This is a genomic window from Haloarcula terrestris (genome assembly GCF_031624315.1).
Taxonomy (GTDB): Archaea; Halobacteriota; Halobacteria; order Halobacteriales; family Haloarculaceae; genus Haloarcula; species Haloarcula terrestris.
Genome location: NZ_JAMQOM010000001.1, coordinates 297986 through 315909, shown reverse-complemented (window position 1 = coordinate 315909; position 17924 = coordinate 297986). Strand labels below are relative to the sequence as shown.

Here is a 17924-nt window from a genome sequence, read left to right as displayed (position 1 = left end):
CCGGTCGCCGTGTGCCGGTATGCTCAATTTTGTCACGACCAATCCCGGGAAGGTCCGGGAAGCGACGGAGTATCTCGACGACGAGGTCCAGCAGTTCGACTTCGACTACCCGGAGGTCCAGGCCGACGACCTGGGAACGGTCGCGGCCGAGGGCGCACGGGCGGCTTACCGGGCAGCCGACGGCCCGGTCATCGTCGACGACGCGGGGCTGTTCATCGACGCTTTCGACGGGTTCCCCGGGCCGTACTCCTCCTACGTCGAGGACACCGTCGGAGTCGAGCGCGTCTGGCGAATGACCGAGCCGGAGGACGACCGCGCGGCGGCGTTCAAGACGGTCATCGCCTACTGCGACGGCCAGGGGTTCGAGGCAACGCCGGACCCGGGCGGTATCGACCGCGAGGACCGCCGCGGACAGGACCTGTCGGCCGACGACCGCGGCGCGGCGACGACGGACGAGCAGGTCCACGACGGCACCGCGGAACAGAACAGCGAGACGGTCCCGGTGAAACTGTTCGAGGGGCGCGTGCCCGGCGAAATCGTCGCCCCGCGTGGCGAGGGCGGGTTCGGTTTCGATCCCATCTTCGAGCACGACGGGACGACGTTCGCGGAGATGAGCACCGAGCAGAAGAACGCCGTCTCCCACCGTGGGCGGGCGCTGGCGAAATTTGCGGAGTGGTACGGTGAGCGGTAGCGACGTACCGGTCGTCGGCACTGGCGGTACCGCCTTGATAACCGGTGCATCGGCGGGTATCGGTAACGCGCTGGCGCGGGAGTTCGCCGCACGCGGGCACGACGTGGTCCCGGTCGCCCGGAGCGAGGAGAAACTGGCGCGGCTGGCCGAGGATCTCGAAACGAGGGGCATCACGGCGACGCCGATCGTGATGGACCTCGACCGCACGGCGGCCGCCGAAGAGCTCTACGAGACGGTCCGGTCCCGCGGATTGGACATCGATATCCTCGTCAACAACGTCGGTGTGGGGACCTACGGCCCGTTCGCCGACAGCGACCTCGACGCGGAACGGACACAGCTTCGGCTGAACGTGTTGCTGCCGGTCGAACTGACGCGGCTATTCTTGGACGAGTTCGATGACGGCGGCGCGGTGATCAACGTGGGCTCGGTCGCTGGGTTCCAGCCCGGCCCGAACCTCGCGGGCTACTACGCGAGTAAGGCATACATCAATAGTTTCAGCGAGGCGCTGGCAGAGGAGCTCCGCGAGACTTCGGTCGATGTGACCGTCGTCTGTCCCGGCCCGGTCGACACGGAGTTTCAGGAGCGTGCGGGAATGTCGGCTTCGTCCGTTGGGTCGCTCACCTCGAACACGCCCGAAGCGGTCGCAACGGCGGCCTACGAGGGAGCCGCCGCGAGCGAGACGGTCGTGATTCCGCGGCGGTCGATGCGGCTTATCGACCGACTGGTCAGGGCGACGCCGCGGTGGGTTGTCCGGCGCGTCGCAGGCTGGGTCAACAGCGGACGATAGCAGAATATAATCTGATACTCAGGGTAGTATTGAGCGAAGAAAAAGCACTTGCGCGGTAATCTCATACGTCTCTCGTTTTCATATTTTGAGAAACGAGAGTTTGCTTTATCAAAGCAGGAGCGAAATGGTTCGGTATGCTCACAGACCCGGTCGGACAGTACAAATCGGTGATACGTAGATCACTTGCTATTTTTGGCGTCTCCGGTTCAATCGAACGGAAGGTCCTCACGGCTGTCGGTCTGCAGTTTGCCGCTTCGGTCGCGTTGGCCCTTGTCTCCCTTGTCACCAGCGGCACCGTTCGGCTCGTCGTCACAGGCGTATTGCTCGCTGGCGCTATCGTCGCATTCGCCAATACGGTGTTCATCACCCGTGAGGACTTCGTCGAACCCGTCACAGCGATGGCTGCGGGCGCGGATCACATCGCCGCCGGCGAACTCGATGTGGAACTGCCAACGAGCGAGCGTGACGACGAGGTCGCCGAACTGCTCTCGTCGTTTCGGTCGATGCAATCCTATCTGTTGACGGTGTCACAACAGGCCGACGCGCTCTCCCGGCAGGAGTTCGACGCCGATGTTCTGGACGAGGACGTGCCCGGGGCCTTCGGACAGTCCCTGGAGCAGATGGCAGCCAGTATGGACGATTACACGACCGAACTCCAGACGATGACCAGCAACCTCGAACGGCGATCTCAGGCGCTCAACGACCTCGTCGTCGCCTTCGGTGACGCTGCCGAACGGGCGAAAAACGGGGACCTGACCGCCACTATCGACGAGGACTTCGAGGCCGACGACGAGCAGTTCGAGACCGTCGTCGAGAACTACAACGACCTCGTGACGACGCTGGGGGAAACGGTCGCAACCGTCGCCGCGTTCGCCGAGGATGTTGACGAGACGAGCGACCACGTCACCCGAAGCGTCGAGGAGATCGACGGTGCGAGCGACGAAATCTCCCGGTCGATCCAGGAGATCTCGGCCGGTGCCAGCCAACAGGCGTCCCGCCACGATGATGTCGCCTCGGAGATGAACACGCTGTCTGCCACCGTTGAGGAGATCGCCGCGACCGCCGAAGATGCCGCTGGGACCGCCGACAAGGCGACACAGCGGGGTCGGGAGGGGCGTGCGGATGCCGAGCAAGCCATCGACGAACTCGACGAGATGGAGGCTCGTATCGACGATATCGCCGTTGCAGTCGAAAGCCTGGTCGACCAGATCAGCGAGATCGACGATATCGTCGAGGTCATCACGGACATCGCCGAGCAGACCAATATGCTCGCGCTGAACGCCTCCATCGAGGCGGCCCGCGCGGACGGTAGCGGTGACGGGTTCGCCGTCGTCGCCGACGAGGTGAAGACGCTCGCAGAGGAGACCCGTGACGCAGCGACTGACGTGTCGGACCGCATCGAAGCGGTCCAGCACGAGGCCAGCGAGACCGTCAGCGACGTGGAGGCGACGAACCAGCAGGTGACCGACAGCGTTGCGACCATCGAGTCGGCGCTTCGGGACTTCGAGGACATCGTCGACGTGCTCGGCGAGGTCAACACCTCGATTCAGGAGATATCAGGTGCGACCGCCGAGCAGGCAGAGACAACCCAGGAAGTCGTCGACATGGTCGACGAGGTGGCGGCGGTGAGCGAACAGACCAACGAGGAGTCCGAGGCCGTTGCCGCCGCGGCCGAAGAACAGACCGCCACGATCACCGAAGTGACCACCGAGGTACAGGAGATGGCGGCCCGGACCGACGACCTGCGCGAGGTTCTGTCGGAGTTCGACGTTGCCGAGGACGCGGCCGGATCATCGGGGAGAGTCTCCACGACCGCCGTAACGACGGCTGACGACTGACACAGACTGGACTGGAAGCCGCTCCCCGTTACGCCCGCGGATTTCGGTCGGGACCGGGATACTCGCTGTCTTCGATGACCGGATACAGTGACGCCGGATCGAACAGGCGAGCGAAGGCGTCCGGCGGTCGAACGCTCAGGGACATGTGACGGTTGAGCGACGCGCTGGTCCGGGCGCTCCGCAGATCGTCATCGTAGGAAAGTAGATGCTGTGCGCCGCCCCGGTAGGCTGCGGCCAGCGCGGGGTGGTCGCCGGCCGGGTGGTCGACGATGTCACAGTCCGGTTCGATCCGCGCTCGCCAGTCAGCTGCCAGGTCGTCGTCGGCGAGGTCGGCAATGACAGCGGTGGCATCGTCTAGCAGGTGATCACTCGCGATGAGCGTGACCCACGAGTGCCGACGGACATGGTCGAGCGCGGCGCGGGCGTCGTTGTCTGGGCCACACAGCAGGTCGGCGGCGAGCACGTCGGCATCGGCGACGATACGGGCCGGCGACGGCTCACGCATCGCTGTCGTCCTCCGCCCGGTGTTCGTCGAGGGCTGCACAGACAGCGTCGACCGTGGTCTGGTGGTCCGTCGCGCGTTCGAACAACGTCGCCCAAGTCATGTCGGGACCCAGTACCCGAACGGGCAAAAAGCCGCGCCGTCTGTCGTCCGTCGGCCGCTTGTCTGACGGGCATTTATGCCTACCGGTAGCATCCCATACCGGTACGGGCGCGCTTCCACGGCTGCAGTGGGCGTCGGTGACACTGCGTGCCATCCTATCCTCCCCAGGCGCGCCCGGACACCGCGATCCTCCCTTTCATATACCACTCCCCCGGCTTTCAGTCGAGATAGCTCCCGCTGCCGTGCCAAGTGTCGACACAGCAGAGCGGAGCGAAGTACCGGGCGGTCAGGCCGGCGCGTCGCCCCGGAGCGTCGCCCGGATGTCGTCCAGCCCGCCGGGGTCGGCCATGATCGCGACGCTGTCGCCGGCTTCGATTTCGGTCTGTGGCAGCGGAATCGTCATCGGTTCGTGGTCCTTCCCGTGGGCGTAAATGTGGGCGTCACCGGGGAGTTCCACTTCCACGACGCGTTTTCCCACAAACGGTGAGCCGTCGGGAATACGGATGCTCGCGACCGAAAGCTGTTCGGTCAGGTCGGCGAGAACGTTGAAGTCACCGCCCAGCAGCGCCGTTTTCGCGCCGGCCGCCCCCAGCCGCTCGGGGTAGATGATCTCGTCCACGTCGGCGGCGTACTTCTCGTAGATCTCCTCGCGGTAGTCGGCGTCGATTCGCAGGACGGTCCGACAACCGAACTCCTTGCCGATCATACAGGCGGTGAAGTTCGTGTTCAGGTCACCAGTGAGGCCGCCGATAGCGTCCGCGGCTTCGATGCCGGCCTCCATGAGAACACTCTCCTCGTTGCCGTCGCCCTCGATAGTCTCGAACCCGGTCTCGGTGGCTCGTTCGACCTTCACAGGGTCGTTGTCAACGATAACAACTTCGTGGCCCTCGCTCTGCAGAATCCGTGCAGTCCGGATGCCGACGCGGCCATAGCCAACGATAACGAACTTCATGGACTACGGTACGACGGCCACCATTAAAAATGTGAACGGGTGACAGGGTGGCGCGGGTTAGCCTTCTGTCGTCGGAGTTTCTTCGGTCGCGGTACCTGCGTCCTCGGTTTCGGTCTCGTCGTCAGTCTCTTCGGTCTCGTTTGCGGGCGGCTCCTCAGTTTCGTTCGCTGGCGGTTCTTCGGTTTCGGTCTCGGACGGCTCCTCAGTTCCGCTTGCTGGCGGTTCTTCGGTTTCGGTCTCAGACGGTTCCTCAGTTCCGCTCGCTGGCGGTTCTTCGGTTTCAGTCTCGGACGGCTCCTCAGTTCCGCTCGCTGGCGGTTCTTCAGTTTCGTTTGCCGGTGGCTCTTCGGTTTCAGTCTCGGACGGTTCCTCAGTTCCGCTCGCTGGCGGTTCTTCAGTCTCGTTTGCCGGTGGCTCTTCGGTTTCGGTCTCGGACGGCTCCTCAGTTTCGCTCGCAGGCGGCTCTTCGGTTTCAGTCTCGGACGGCTCTTCAGGCGTCTCAACAGCCGATTCGATGGTAATCTCGCCGAACGCACCGTCGTCACGCGTGAAGACGCTGTGGACGTACGTGCCCGGTTCGACGCCGGTCGTATCGACCGTGAACGTCACGTCAGTCGATTCGTTCGCGTCGAGGGTCACGGACTCGGTGGCGAGTGGCTGGCCGTCGAGCCGGAACTCGACTGCCTGGGTCGTGTTGAAGTCGTTCGGGTTGGCAACGGTCGCGTCGACGGTGATGTTGTCACCGGCGGTGGCGTTCGTCGGTGCGTCGAAACTCTCCAGCGTGAAGGAGTCAGAGACGGTAACGGCAGCGATCTGACCGTCGTCGCTGGTGAAGACACCGTGGCGGTAGTCACCGGGTTCGATGCCGGTCGTGTCCGCGGAGAACTGGACGGTAGTGGTCTCGGTGGGCTCAAGCGTGACGAGCGTCCGGTCGACGACAGCGCCGTCGAACCGGAATTCCACGGATTCAGTCACCGTGGTGTTCTCGTTGTTCGTGACCGTCGCGGCCACGTCAGCAGTCGAGTTCGGCGCGACGCTCTCTGGAGCGGTCAGGGAGTCAACGGTGACCCCTGTGTTCCCGGCTTGTTCTGTCGGCGATTCCTGTTGCGCTGTCACGCCCGGTACAGCCCCGACCTGTGCGGTGAGGCCACCGACGACGAGTAGCGCAGCGAAAACGGCGAGTGTACGAGTTTGTATCATGAGTTGGTTCTGCAGTGATTGGAAGGCAATGCGAACGATTCAACGGGAGAATGACACATAAACCAGCGAGACAGTTCATCTGAGTATAATAACCTGCTAAGCTGCCCTCTGTTATCGCCGGCCGGAAAAAATGAGATTGAGCAACACTTACGCAACGACAAATTGTTTTGTCGGTAGTTAAGCATCCAGTCGGGGCGCAAACACTGGCAGCAAGAATACTGCGAGCAGCCAGTATGTTCGGACATTTCGAATAAGCACGGTACTGAGTAACGCACAAACGATGGTCACAGCGACCCGACAGATCCAGACCGGGAGTGACGACCCGCTCTCGGCGCTGCCCTTTCGACACCGGTTTACCTGTCGACAGTAGAGGGTTCGATGATATGCGCGTGACGTTTCTCGGGACGAGTGGGGCCGTGCCGACGACCCAGCGCAACACGAGCAGCATCTTCTGCAACCGCGACGGCGACTACCTGCTCTTCGACTGCGGCGAGGGCACGCAGCGACAGATGATGCGCTATGGCACCGGCTTCGCCATCGACCACCTGTTCGTCACGCATCTCCACGGCGACCACGTCCTCGGTATCCCGGGGCTACTCCAGACGTGGGATTTCAACGAGCGCGAACGCCCCATCGCTATCCACGCGCCGGCGGGGACACGCGGGAACATCAAGCAGCTCATCCAGGCCAACGGAACGACACCCTCGTTTCCCGTCCGCATCAACGAGGTATCGGCCGGCGATGTGGTCCTCGACCGCCCGGAGTACGAAGTTCGGGCCATCGAGACGGAACACCGGTGTGCCAGCGTCGGCTACGTCCTCGACGAGGACGACCGGAAGGGGAAGTTCGACCGGGAGAAAGCCGAGGAGGAGTTCGGCATCCCGCCGGGACCGAAATACTCCAAGCTCCACCGCGGCGACCCCGTTGAACACGAGGGCGAGACCATCCAGCCGGAGGCCGTCGTCGGGCCGCCCCGCCCCGGCCGACGGTTCGTCTACACCGGCGACACGCTCCCGAAAGAGAGCGTCATCGAGGCCAGCGAGGGGGCAGACCTGCTCGTTCACGACGCCACCTTCGCCGAGGACCGGAAAGAGCGGGCGAAGGCGACGGCCCACTCCACCGCTCGGGAGGCCGCCGACGTGGCCCGGCAGGCCGGCGCGTCGACGCTGGCGCTGACCCACCTCTCGACGCGCTACGCCGCCAGCGCCGACCAACTGGTCGACGAGGCCCGCGAAGCGTTCGACGGCGAAGTCGTGCTCGCGGAGGACGGAATGGAACGACATGTCGAGTTCCCTGATGCCGACGAGTACCGATGAAATAGTGCAGCATTTATTCTTCGAAGCGATAGCGCAGCCATGACACACCGATTAGTCCATGTCGGCCTGGGTGGGCAGGGGTCCACCTGGGCGACGGACGCGATCCCACCGAACGTCGAGGACGGCCGAATCGAGGTCGTCGCCGCGGTCGATACCGACCCTGAACGGCTTGAACTGGCCGAAACGGAACTCGGGCTGTCCCCGGAGCAGTGCTACACCGACCTCGAAACCGCGCTCTCGGAACGTCCGGCGGACATCTGTTCTATCGTGACGCCGCCGTCGACCCACGAGGCTGTCGTGGAGACGGCACTCGCTCACGACCTCCACATCATCTCGGAGAAACCGATCGCCGACACGCTGGAGGCGTCGGTGCGGGTCGCCGAGAAGGTCGACGCGGCCGGCAAGAAGATGGGCGTGACGATGAGTCACCGCTTCGACCGGGACAAGACGACGTTCCGACGCGCCGTCGAGGACGCCAGCGATATCGACTATCTGACGGGGCGGTACACGGGCAACGTCCGCGACCACGGCTTCTACGCCGACTACGTCTACGAGATGGAGAACATGCTCCTGCTCGACGGAGCCATTCACCACCTCGACATCCTCGCGTCGCTGGCCGATTCGCCCTGCGAGCGGGTGTACGCCGAGACGTGGACGCCCGACGGGGCCGACTACGAGGGCGACTGCACCGGCCTCGTGACGATGCACTTCGCCGACGGAACCCGCGCCCAGTACGAGGGCAGTTACGCCAACGCGACGACGCTGAACGGTTGGGGCCACGAGCAGTTCCGCGCCGAGTGTTCGGACCAGACGGTCGTCCTCGACCGTCGCGATGTCGAACGGTTCCACGGGGACGCTTACCACACCGGAAACTTCGAGAGCATCGGCAAGGGCGACGGCGAGACGGTCCCGCTGGCCGAGCGACCCCACTGGAAGAACGCCTGGCTCATCGAGCAGTTCTGTGACTGGGTCGAGGGCGGCGAGCCGATGCCGACGAACGTCGACAGCGTCCTCGAATCGATGGCCATCGTCTTCGCCGCCATCGAGAGCAGCGAAACCGGCGAGGCCGTCGACGTGCAGGCGCTGCTTGACGACGCCCGCGCGAACGCCTGAGCGCTCAGGCACACTTACGCTGAGTCGCCGCTAAACACGTCGCCGCGGGGCTCGTACTCCATCTCCTCGCAGACAGCCCCAGCCACGTCCACGCCCCATTCGCGCTCGACGATGTGGACCGCAAGGTCGAGTCCGGACGTAACGCCGCCGCAGGTCAGCACGTCGCCGTCATCGACCACTCGGGAATCGACCACGTCGGCGTCCGTCGCTCGCAGGTCGTCGAGTGCGCCGCCGTGTGTCACTGCGGGGCGGCCGTCGAGCAAGCCGGCCCGAGACAGCACCATGCCGCCGGTACAGACGCCCGCGACAGTCGCGCCGCGGTCGTGGGCCGCCGCAACGGCGTCGGGGAGATCCCCCCGCTCGGTTTCGGTCCAGACACCGGCTTCGCTTCGGTCGTTCCACCCGCCGCCGGCCACCACGAGCAGGTCCGGGGCAACGTCGGCAAGCACCCCGTCCGGTTCGACTCGAAGCCCGTGGCTCGCGGTGACCATATCACACTCACGCACCGACCGAAGCGTCACGTCCCACGATGCGCCAAAGCGCGCCGCGTTCTCGAACATCTCGTAGGGGCCGATGGCGTCCAGTTCGTCGAACCCGTCGAAACAGGCGATTACGACAGTGTCCATGCCCACGGGAGGGCCGACAGTGGCAAATAGCCCAGTGGTTCTTGTCATTTGTTGACTCACCACTGCCACCCAGAGCGTTCTTTGGCGACGCCGCCGAGCGAACAGGTATGTCTCACCCATTTCACATCGTCGACGTGTTCGCGCAGGAACGATACACCGGGAACCAACTCGCCGTCGTCACCGATGCCGGCGACCTGAGCGACGAGGAGATGCAGGCCATCGCCGCCGAAATGAACTACTCGGAGACGACGTTCGTCACCGGGGAACCGACCGACGGCGCGTGGCCGGTCCGCATCTTCACCCCCGTCGCCGAGATTCCTTTCGCCGGCCATCCCACTCTCGGGACGGCACAGGTCATCCGAGACCATCTGGCTGGAGGGCAACCGGAAACGGTGACGCTGGACCTGCCGGTCGGTGACGTGCCGGTCGACGTACGAGAGCGCGACGGCCGCGAAACCCTGTGGATGACACAGCAGGCCCCCGAGTTCGGCGAGCAGTTGGCCCACGCGGACCTGGCCGCCGTGCTCGGCCTTTCGGTTGACCGACTGGATCAGGACTGGCCGGTCGAAATCGTCTCGACGGGGCTGGCGACAATCGTCGTCCCGGTGGCCGACCGCGACGCGCTAGAGGCCATCGACTTGGACCGCGACGCCTACGACGCTGTGACCGGTGACCGCGAGGCCAAGAACGTCCTGGCCGTCTGTCGGGACCCGCGAAGCGACGACAACGACCTCGCCGTTCGCGTGTTCGCGCCGTTCTACGACGTTCCCGAGGACCCCGCGACAGGCTCCTCGAACGGCTGTCTGGCCGCGTATCTCGCCCGCCACGAAGTGCTGGGCGGTCCCGTCGTCGATGCTCGTGTCGAACAGGGCTATGAGATGGGTCGGCCATCGCTGTTGCACCTCTCGGCCGACGGCAGCGACGACCCGATCAGCGTCCGGGTCGGTGGCAGCGTCGTTTCCGTCGCCCGCGGCGATCTGCTGTGAGTGGTCGCCAAGCGGTGGTATCGGCACACTCATTTCACCCCGCTGATAACGCCGCTGTATGGAACTCGCACACACGGCGATCTGCGTCTCGGACCTCGACCGCGCAATGGAATTTTACGGCGCGCTCGGTTTCGAGGAGACCAACCGCTTCACGCTGGACGGCGTCGAGAACGTCTATCTCGGCCGGGACGGCGACGGTGACCTGCAACTGCGCTACGACCCCGACCGCACCACCCCGGTCGCGCCGAACCGTGCCGACGTGGACCACATCGCGTTCACCGTCGACGATGTCGAGGGGACCTTCGAGACGGCCATCGACGCCGGCGCTGCGCCGGTACTCGAACCAACTGAAATCGACGCTGCTGACGCCTTCGCCGCCTTCGTTGAGGACCCCGAGGGGTACACGCTGGAGTTCTACCGCTGGCTCTGAGGCAATCAGGAGCAGGGACTCGGTGGCAACGGATGAACCAGGGGCGTCGTACAACTATTTAGTGAGATATTGTTTCAAATATTTGTGACTGAATAGAATCTGTGGTAGGTGTGTGAATTGAGTGAGAAAATCCAGCAGATTTCGACCGCCGTTGAGCTCCCTCTTAGCCGAGGAAATATCGCGCCCAAGGATACCGGTTAATGAGTGGCTTGCCGTCGATATCGTACTGCTCGATATAGGCGTCAAGACCGAGGATGCGGCCCGCACCGAATGCAGCCACCGACAGGAACACGAGCATGTACGCGAAGTCTCCGTTGATGTAGCCGTGGGCGATGTCCCAGTTGCCCAGATAGAACATCAGCATCAGAAACGCGCCCCAGAACGCGGCCAGCCGGGTCAGGCACCCGACTATGAGCCCGAGGCCAATCAATACCTCTCCCCACGGCACAGCTATATTGACGAAGTCGACGAACCACGGAGTTTCCCCCATTGTCACGAAGAGGGTGGCAACCGGACTCCCGTTTGCGGGTGGCGCGTTCTGGAGGTAGCCCGCCGCGCTGAAGCTCCCTGAGAGTACCTTATCAGCGCCGCTCCAGAGGAACGCAATCCCCATCATGAGGCGCAACGCCAGGATAAACCAGATGCTGAGCGTGTGCAGTCGTCCCTCTGCAGTATACCCTCCGACAGTACTCCGAATCGTAACTTCTTCTGAGGACATAAGATAGTCAACATGGACCCCTGTATTAAATATGAGTGCTGGGACGCGTTTTATTCGATATTCAGTAGTCCGTTCCTGTGAATTCCAAGCCCGGTATATAAGAATAACACCTGCTCGGGCAGTCTGCGTCCCGAACACAGCATTGGCTAGCAGTTTCGTTCGAAATTCTGCTTCCCTCGCTGAATACAGGGCGCACATCTCGCGTGCGGTTTTCCGACCGTCTCGAAGAGTGGACCGTCCAGTACCGAACACCCACAGCAGTATCGCTGGCAGCCGGGGTTCTGTACTCCTCGAAATCTACGGCCCCCGACCAATCACGTCAGGGAACGACTGTTAGTCATCGCCGGGTGAGGCTTCGCTATCGTCAGCACTGGCTACGGCGATGCTGTCGTCCTCAACCACGACGGAATCACGGTCGCCAAGCCGTTCCATCCACTCGGCGAACGCATCGGACTCCATGATCCGGAGTTCGTTCGCCAGTCCCACGTAGACCGTGTAACACATCAACAGCAGGACGAGGGTGAAGGGAAGCCCGGCAGTGATCGATGCTGTCTGGAGCGCCTCCAGTCCCCCACCGATCAGCAGGACAGCGGCGATGACACCCTCGATGACCGCCCAGAATATCCGCTGGGCGGCCGGCACGTCGTGTTTTCCCCCGGATGTGAGATGGTCGATCACGAGCGACCCCGAATCCGAGGACGTGACGAAGAACGTGACGACGAGGACGACCGCCAGCAGCGACAACGGGACCGCCAGCTGATAGAACGAGAACATCTCGTAGATGGCGGTCGCAACGTCGGCGTTCACCGCGGCGACGAGCGATCCGCTCGTCTCCAGTTCGATAAACAGCGCCGACCCGCCGAACGTGGCCATCCAGAAGAACGAGAACAGCGTCGGCACCAGGAGGACGCCGAACACGAACCCCCGGACGGTCCTGCCTTTGGAGATGCGGGCGATGAACATCCCGACGAACGGCGACCAGGAGATCCACCACCCCCAGTAGAAGATCGTCCAGCCGCTCTGCCAGGTGCTCCCGCCGCCGGTCTGGCTCCAGAACGACAACTCCGGCAGAACGCCGATGTAGGTACCGAGGCTCGTGACGAAATTGGCGAGGACGTACAGCGTCGGGCCGACGATGAGCATCGCTCCGAGGAGCATGAGCATGAGATAGACGTTGAATTCGCTGAGTCGCCGCACACCTCCGTCGAGCCCAGCGGCTACCGACAGCGTCGCAATGACCGTGATTATCCCGATCAGTCCCACCTGAACCCATACCGATTGCGGGATCGTCGTCGAGAGGAACTGCCCGGAGAGCGTCGTGAGGCCGGCGTTGATTTGCTGGACGCCAATACCGAGCGATGTCGACAGCCCGAACAGCGTTGCGATGACCGAGAGGATGTCGATAACGTCACCCGGCCAGCCGTAGATCCGCTCGCCCAGCAGGGGCCAGAATATCGACCGGAACGTGAGCGGTAATCCGCGGTTGAACGAGAAGAACGCCAAGCCCAGGCCGACGAGTGCGTAAACCGCCCACGGGTGGATACCCCAGTGGAAGAACGTGGTCGCCATCGCGACACCGGCAGCCGCGGCGCTTCCATCTTGAACGCCATCGAAGAAAGGCGGCACCGATCCGAAATGAAAGACCGGTTCCGCCACGCTGAAGAACATGAGCCCGATGCCCATGCCGGCGCTGAATAGCATCGCAACCCAGGAGAAGTCGGAGAACTCTTTCTCGGCCTCGACGCCTCCGAGCCGGATCGACCCGTACTTGCCGAGCGCAAAGTACAGGACGACAATGATGAAGACGTTCACCGAGAGGATGTAGAACCAGCCTGCAACAGCGGCAATCCCTGTCTGAATCGCGGTGAACATCCCCGCAGCCTGCGACCGAAAGCCCAGCGTGAGCCCGATGAAGAGCGCGATCACCAGACAGGAAATAGGGAAAACCCGCGAATGAACGTCGACGCCGAGGGTCTGGATGTTTCTGTCTCCGGTTTCCCGGTCAGTATCCGGGTGGAACAGCTCGACCTGGAGTCCTTCTGATGTCTTCCCGACGACATCCTCGTCGTCACCTTGAGACATCGACCCGTTCCACCGTCACGGATTGCCGCTGAAACAACTCTCGGCTGCCTGTCCCGGGTCGACCGTGGTCGCCGCTTTTGACACCTTCTGGGGGCGACGGGTCCGGATGCCTTCCCGTGCTGACCAAGTGCCTCGGACAGAGTTTGGCAACAGTTGACATGCGAGATCTAGTTGGCCTGTTGTTAATACTCTTTCCCTGACCAGAAGTCGTAACTAGAATTCTACTGCTGCGTGCGCGATACCACGTTTTTGCGCGGGGGTTGAGGGCGCGTAGCGCTCGAACCCCCCGTCGAAAAAGGTGGTACGCCAGGACTGGGATTTGAACCGATGGCGAGACGGTCGCCTCGCCGGGCTCGGCGCTGCGACTCGCGTGCTCAAATCCCAGACATCGGGCGTTTCGTGACTGCTGGCTCGGTCGTCGCTGTCGCTCCTCACTCACAGTCAGTCACAGAAAGCGCCAGTTCACGGTTCACTTCGTTCACCGTTCACGTTTCTGGAGGTTCTCACTTCGTTCGAACCTCCCTACGCCAGGACTGGGATTTGAACCCAGAATCCCGAAAGGGAACACGCTTTCCAGGCGTGCGCCTTACCGTTCGGCCATCCTGGCTCGCGTTTCGAGAGTGCGAGGGCGGGCGATTAAGGGCTTTCGTTTCCGAACAGCCGTGGCTGCATGCGGTAAGAGGCCAGCGTCGTCCCGACGCCAACGGCCAGCGCGACCCCGACTTTGGCCGGAATCGACACCGGCGTGCCGGCCAGCAGTTCATAGCCTTGGATCAAGACCAGAAACGCGAGGCTCCCGACGACGCCCCACAGAAGGCTGGCTTTCGCCTGCGGGTCCATTAGAGCCCTCCACTCCGTGCTATTGTGTCGGTCGGTGCGGTGCGTGCGGCCCGTCGCATACACGAAGCGGCGGTCGCCGCGGCTAAAACCCCGCCGGAATCAGAGCAGGAAGGTGACGAGCGCAAGGGCGAGGAAGATGACGACGAGGAACTTCGCAACGCGGAAGCTCAGCCCGGCGACGCCGCGGAAGCCAGCGATCCCAGCAACAAAGGCCAGGATCACGAAGACGATAGCGTAGTACAGCAGGCCGCCGCCGGACTGGAGCGGGACGGTCGCGGTCGATGGCACGGCGAGCGGAAGCGCTACCACTGTAGCCACCCGTTACAGAGCTGTCGGGAAAGCTGCGGTGCGGTACCGTCGTGCGCTGCTGTCAGTGATGACATAGTCGACCGTTCGACCGGCGGCGAGGCCAGCGTTGTGCTTGCAGGGGCGACAGCGGTTATGATACAACTGGTCGAAAACAGCGGTATCAGGACGCTACGGCGTGGGCGTTGATATGACAGGCTCGCTCTGTTCGATCGCACTTTCGTATGCAGGCCGTCGATGCACAGCGAGCGTTCCCGGTCAGACGAGCACGTCGACCTCGTACCCCTCGTCGGTGAGCGCGTCGAGGAGGGCGTCGACGTGGTCTGGGCCGCGGGTCTCTAAGTCCAGTTCGACTTCGGCCGAACTCATCGCCACGTCGCGGTTGGTCCGGTCGTGCTCGATGGCATAGATGTTGACCTGTTCACGGGTGAGGACTTCGACGAGTTCCTCCAGCGCACCGGGGCGGTCCTGGAGGACGGTCCGGATCTTGAGATAGCGGCCGGTCTCGACGAGGCCGCGCATGATGACGTTGGTCAGCGTGTTCAGGTCGATGTTGCCGCCACACAGCGCCGGGACGATCGTCTCGTCGTCCTCGAAGTCGAACTTCGCCTCCATGACGGCGGCCAGCGCGACGGCCCCCGCACCTTCGGCGAGCGTTTTCGACCGTTCGAGTAGCGTCGTTAGGGCGACAGCGATCTCGGAGTCAGACACCGTCACAACCTCGTCGACGCGTTCGCTGATGACCTCGAAGGTTTCCTCGCCGACGGTGCGGGTGGCGATGCCGTCGGCGATGGTCTCGACGCTGTCGCGCTCGATACGGTGGCCCTTCTCCAGGGACTCGGCCACGCTTGAGGCACCGTCGGCCTGGACGCCGATGACGCGGATGTCTTCGTCCTTGCCCTTGAGTGCCGTCGCGATGCCGCTGATGAGTCCGCCGCCACCGATGGGAACGACGACGGTGTCCACGCCGGGGAGGTCCTCGTAGATCTCCAGCCCGATGGTCCCCTGGCCCGCCATCACTCTCTCGTCGTCGAAGGCGTGGACGTAGGTCCGGTCTTCCTCGCGTTCGATCTCGTGGGCACGCTCGGCGGCGGCGTCGTAGTCCCGCCCGTGGAGAACCACGTCGCCGCCGTAGCTCCGGGTCGCTTTCACCTTCGAGACCGGCGCTCGTTCCGGCATCACGATCTTCGAGTCGACGCCGATTCGCGTGGCGGCGAGTGCGACCCCCTGTGCGTGGTTGCCGGCGCTGGCCGTGACGACGCCGGCCGCCCGTTCAGTCTCCGAGAGCGACGCGATGCGGTTTGTCGCGCCCCGTATCTTGAACGAGCCCGTCCGCTGGAACAGTTCGAGCTTGAGGTGGACATCCGCGCCAGTCATCGCGGAGAACGTATGCGAGTACTCGAGTGGTGTGTGTCTGGCCGTTTCAGAGACAGTGTCCTGTGCCGCGAGAACGTCCTCAAACGAGAGCATGCGAAAGGGTATTCGCCGGACCGTGTTATACTGTCGGCCCGCGATACCGGGAGAGCGTTGTGACTACTGAGGCAAGTCACCAGAACGGAAAGGGGAGCGTGTGACTGCAGTCGGCACAACGAACGCGATGGACTTAAACCCAGTCGTAGCGCGGTGAAAGTGAAAGTGCAAGACGGCGTATGGATAGCGTTGCGATCCCGGTTCTCGTTCCGGGAGGCGGCCGGTGGTTAGTCGGACAGAACTGTTTTACACTCGGTATCCCAGAAAGTAGTAGATGGATACCTGGCTGCGACGGACGCTGATGTATATCGTCGCGCTTGCTGGCATCATTCTGGGGTATGCGTTCGCGTACGACTACGGTATGATGGCGTTCGAAAACGACCCGCAACCGTTCCTGCGGTCGCTTCGCGTCGTGGTCGAGACGTTCACAACGACCGGGTACGGTTCGGATGCGCCGTGGAGCACCACGGAGATGCGGCTGCTCGTTATTGTGATGGACATCACCGGTGTCGTGCTGATTTTCCTCGCGCTCCCGGTGTTGCTGTTTCCGCTGTTCGAAGAGGCCATGGCGACGACAGCTCCGAGCACGGTCGAAAACGACCTCAGCGACCACGTCGTCATCTGTCAGTTCTCTCCCCGCGGTGAGACGCTCGTCACCGAACTGGACACCTGGGATGTCGACTACGTCATCGTCGAACCGGACCGGTCCCGGGCCAACGACCTCTATGAGGAGGGGTATCAGGTCATCCACGCCGACCCACAGTCCGTCGACGGCCTCGAACGGGCCCACCTGTCCACCGCCCGGGCGCTCGTCGCCGACGCTTCTGACCAGGTCAACACAAGCATTATCCTCACCGCCCGCGAGGTCGATGAATCGGTCCAGACCGTCAGCGTCGTCAAGGAACCCGACCGCGCGAAGTATCACGACCTCGCCGGAGCCGACGCCGTCCTCTCGCCACGTGGCCTGCTCGGTGAGAGCCTCGCAAGCAAGGTGACGACGGGCGTCTCGACGACGCTCGGTGACTCTATCGAAATCGGTGAGGACTTCGACATCGCCGAACTGCCGATCCACCGCGGAAGCGACCTTGTCGGGACGACCCTCGCCGAGAGCGGCATCCGGGAGCGGACTGGCGTCAACGTCATCGGCGCGTGGTTCCGCGGGCAGTTCGTGAGCCCGCCCGATCCCGACGCCGAACTCGACGGGAGTACGGTCCTGCTGGTTTCGGGGACTGAGCGGCAATTAGAACGGCTCAAGGAGATGACCCTCTCCAGCGTGCGTGGCTTCCGCCGCGGGGAGACGGTGGTCATCGGTGCGGGTGAGGTCGGACAGACGATCACGTCGGCGCTCACGACCGCCGGGGTGCCGCATACGGTGCTCGACCAGTCCGACGAGCCGGGCGTCGATGTCGTCGGCGACGCCACGGAACCCGATGACCTGCGACACGCCGGCGTCGGCGCAGCCAGAACGATCATTCTCGCTCTGTCGGATGATACCGACACCGAGTTCGCCACGCTGGTCATCCGCGACCTCAACCCCGATGTCGAAATCATCGCCCGCGCCGAGGAAAGCGAGAACGTCCAGAAGATGTATCGGGCGGGCGCTGACTACGTCCTCGCGCTGTCGACGGTCAGCGGTCGGATGCTCGCGTCCACGATTCTCGAAGACGAGGACGTGATCTCGATGGACCAGCAAGTCGAGGTCATCCGTGTCGCCGCTGACGGTCTCGGGAATACGACGCTTGGCGGGGCCGATGTCCGCTCACGGACGGGCTGTACGGTCGTCGCTATCGAACGCAACGGTGCAGTCATCACCGACCTCAGTCCTGATGTGACTATCGAACCAACTGACAAGCTCGTCATCGCCGGCACCGACGACGGCGTGACGCGGTTCAAATCGGTGTTTGGCTAATGCCGTGCGCGTAGCAAGTCGGTCGGCGGCGAGACCGGGCGGAAGTACCACCCGGT

Annotated in this window: 17 protein-coding genes and 1 tRNA gene; 8 read left to right on the top strand and 10 right to left on the bottom strand. The window is 63.4% G+C overall.

Annotated features, from left to right (window positions below):
• The first annotated feature begins 19 nt into the window (after nt 1-19).
• From NDI54_RS01725 to NDI54_RS01715, 3 genes are all read left to right on the top strand, one after another.
• The gene (locus NDI54_RS01725; protein ID WP_310894758.1) at nt 20-691 is read left to right on the top strand and encodes a non-canonical purine NTP pyrophosphatase; all 672 of its coding nucleotides are present in this window, start codon (nt 20-22) and stop codon (nt 689-691) included.
• Nucleotides 681-1478 (top strand): SDR family NAD(P)-dependent oxidoreductase, encoded by a 798-nt coding sequence (locus NDI54_RS01720; RefSeq protein ID WP_310894757.1) that lies wholly within the window; start codon nt 681-683, stop codon nt 1476-1478. Before NDI54_RS01725 ends, NDI54_RS01720 begins: the two co-directional genes overlap by 11 nt.
• 134 nt (nt 1479-1612) lie before the next feature.
• Nucleotides 1613-3316, top strand: coding sequence for a methyl-accepting chemotaxis protein (locus NDI54_RS01715; protein WP_310894756.1), 1704 nt, complete (start codon nt 1613-1615; stop codon nt 3314-3316).
• A 28-nt stretch (nt 3317-3344) separates the two neighbouring features.
• On the opposite strand, the gene NDI54_RS01710 is transcribed toward NDI54_RS01715, so the two are convergent.
• The 3 genes from NDI54_RS01710 to NDI54_RS01700 all read right to left on the bottom strand — a co-directional run bounded on the left by NDI54_RS01710 (nt 3345) and on the right by NDI54_RS01700 (nt 6072).
• Entirely contained in the window at nt 3345-3821 is a 477-nt protein-coding gene (locus tag NDI54_RS01710) for a DUF7384 family protein (protein ID WP_310894755.1), read from the bottom strand.
• A gap of 385 nt (nt 3822-4206) precedes the next feature.
• Nucleotides 4207-4872: a potassium channel family protein gene (locus tag NDI54_RS01705; protein WP_310894754.1), complete on the bottom strand. Its 666-nt coding sequence runs from the start codon at nt 4870-4872 to the stop codon at nt 4207-4209.
• A gap of 57 nt (nt 4873-4929) precedes the next feature.
• Nucleotides 4930-6072: a hypothetical protein gene (locus NDI54_RS01700; RefSeq protein WP_310894753.1), complete on the bottom strand. Its 1143-nt coding sequence runs from the start codon at nt 6070-6072 to the stop codon at nt 4930-4932.
• 383 nt (nt 6073-6455) lie between these two features.
• On the opposite strand from NDI54_RS01700, the gene rnz reads away from it, so the two are divergent.
• Nucleotides 6456-7388, top strand: a complete 933-nt coding sequence (gene rnz / locus NDI54_RS01695) for a ribonuclease Z (protein ID WP_310894752.1) — start codon at nt 6456-6458, stop codon at nt 7386-7388.
• A 39-nt stretch (nt 7389-7427) separates the two neighbouring features.
• Nucleotides 7428-8501 (top strand): Gfo/Idh/MocA family protein, encoded by a 1074-nt coding sequence (locus NDI54_RS01690; RefSeq protein ID WP_310894751.1) that lies wholly within the window; start codon nt 7428-7430, stop codon nt 8499-8501.
• A 14-nt stretch (nt 8502-8515) separates the two neighbouring features.
• Here NDI54_RS01690 and NDI54_RS01685 read toward each other — a convergent pair whose 3' ends face one another.
• On the bottom strand, nt 8516-9127 hold the full coding sequence (locus NDI54_RS01685) for a DJ-1/PfpI family protein (protein ID WP_310894750.1): 612 nt from the start codon (nt 9125-9127) through the stop codon (nt 8516-8518).
• Between the two features lie 107 nt (nt 9128-9234).
• On the opposite strand from NDI54_RS01685, the gene NDI54_RS01680 reads away from it, so the two are divergent.
• Together NDI54_RS01680 and NDI54_RS01675 are read left to right on the top strand one after the other, a co-directional pair.
• Entirely contained in the window at nt 9235-10113 is an 879-nt protein-coding gene (locus NDI54_RS01680; protein WP_310894749.1) for a PhzF family phenazine biosynthesis protein, read from the top strand.
• 58 nt (nt 10114-10171) lie between these two features.
• Nucleotides 10172-10543 carry a VOC family protein gene (locus tag NDI54_RS01675; protein ID WP_310894748.1) on the top strand — a complete coding sequence of 124 codons (372 nt, stop codon included), beginning with the start codon at nt 10172-10174 and terminating at the stop codon, nt 10541-10543.
• 163 nt (nt 10544-10706) lie between these two features.
• Here the strand turns inward: NDI54_RS01675 and NDI54_RS01670 are convergent, their stop codons facing one another.
• The 6 genes from NDI54_RS01670 to ilvA form a co-directional block, all read right to left on the bottom strand.
• Complete coding sequence (locus NDI54_RS01670; protein ID WP_310894747.1) at nt 10707-11261, bottom strand: DoxX family protein; 555 nt, start codon at nt 11259-11261, stop codon at nt 10707-10709.
• 333 nt (nt 11262-11594) lie between these two features.
• Nucleotides 11595-13343, bottom strand: coding sequence for a BCCT family transporter (locus NDI54_RS01665; RefSeq protein ID WP_310894746.1), 1749 nt, complete (start codon nt 13341-13343; stop codon nt 11595-11597).
• Between the two features lie 525 nt (nt 13344-13868).
• Nucleotides 13869-13950, bottom strand: a tRNA-Ser gene (locus NDI54_RS01660).
• A gap of 29 nt (nt 13951-13979) precedes the next feature.
• The gene (locus NDI54_RS01655; RefSeq protein WP_310894745.1) at nt 13980-14183 is read right to left on the bottom strand and encodes a hypothetical protein; all 204 of its coding nucleotides are present in this window, start codon (nt 14181-14183) and stop codon (nt 13980-13982) included.
• 99 nt (nt 14184-14282) lie between these two features.
• Entirely contained in the window at nt 14283-14492 is a 210-nt protein-coding gene (locus NDI54_RS01650) for a DUF1328 domain-containing protein (RefSeq protein WP_310894744.1), read from the bottom strand.
• Nucleotides 14493-14747: 255 nt separating this feature from the next.
• Nucleotides 14748-15959, bottom strand: coding sequence for a threonine ammonia-lyase (gene ilvA / locus NDI54_RS01645; RefSeq protein WP_310894743.1), 1212 nt, complete (start codon nt 15957-15959; stop codon nt 14748-14750).
• A 274-nt stretch (nt 15960-16233) separates the two neighbouring features.
• On the opposite strand from ilvA, the gene NDI54_RS01640 reads away from it, so the two are divergent.
• Nucleotides 16234-17868 carry a potassium channel family protein gene (locus NDI54_RS01640; protein ID WP_310894742.1) on the top strand — a complete coding sequence of 545 codons (1635 nt, stop codon included), beginning with the start codon at nt 16234-16236 and terminating at the stop codon, nt 17866-17868.
• Nucleotides 17869-17924: the final 56 nt, after the last annotated feature.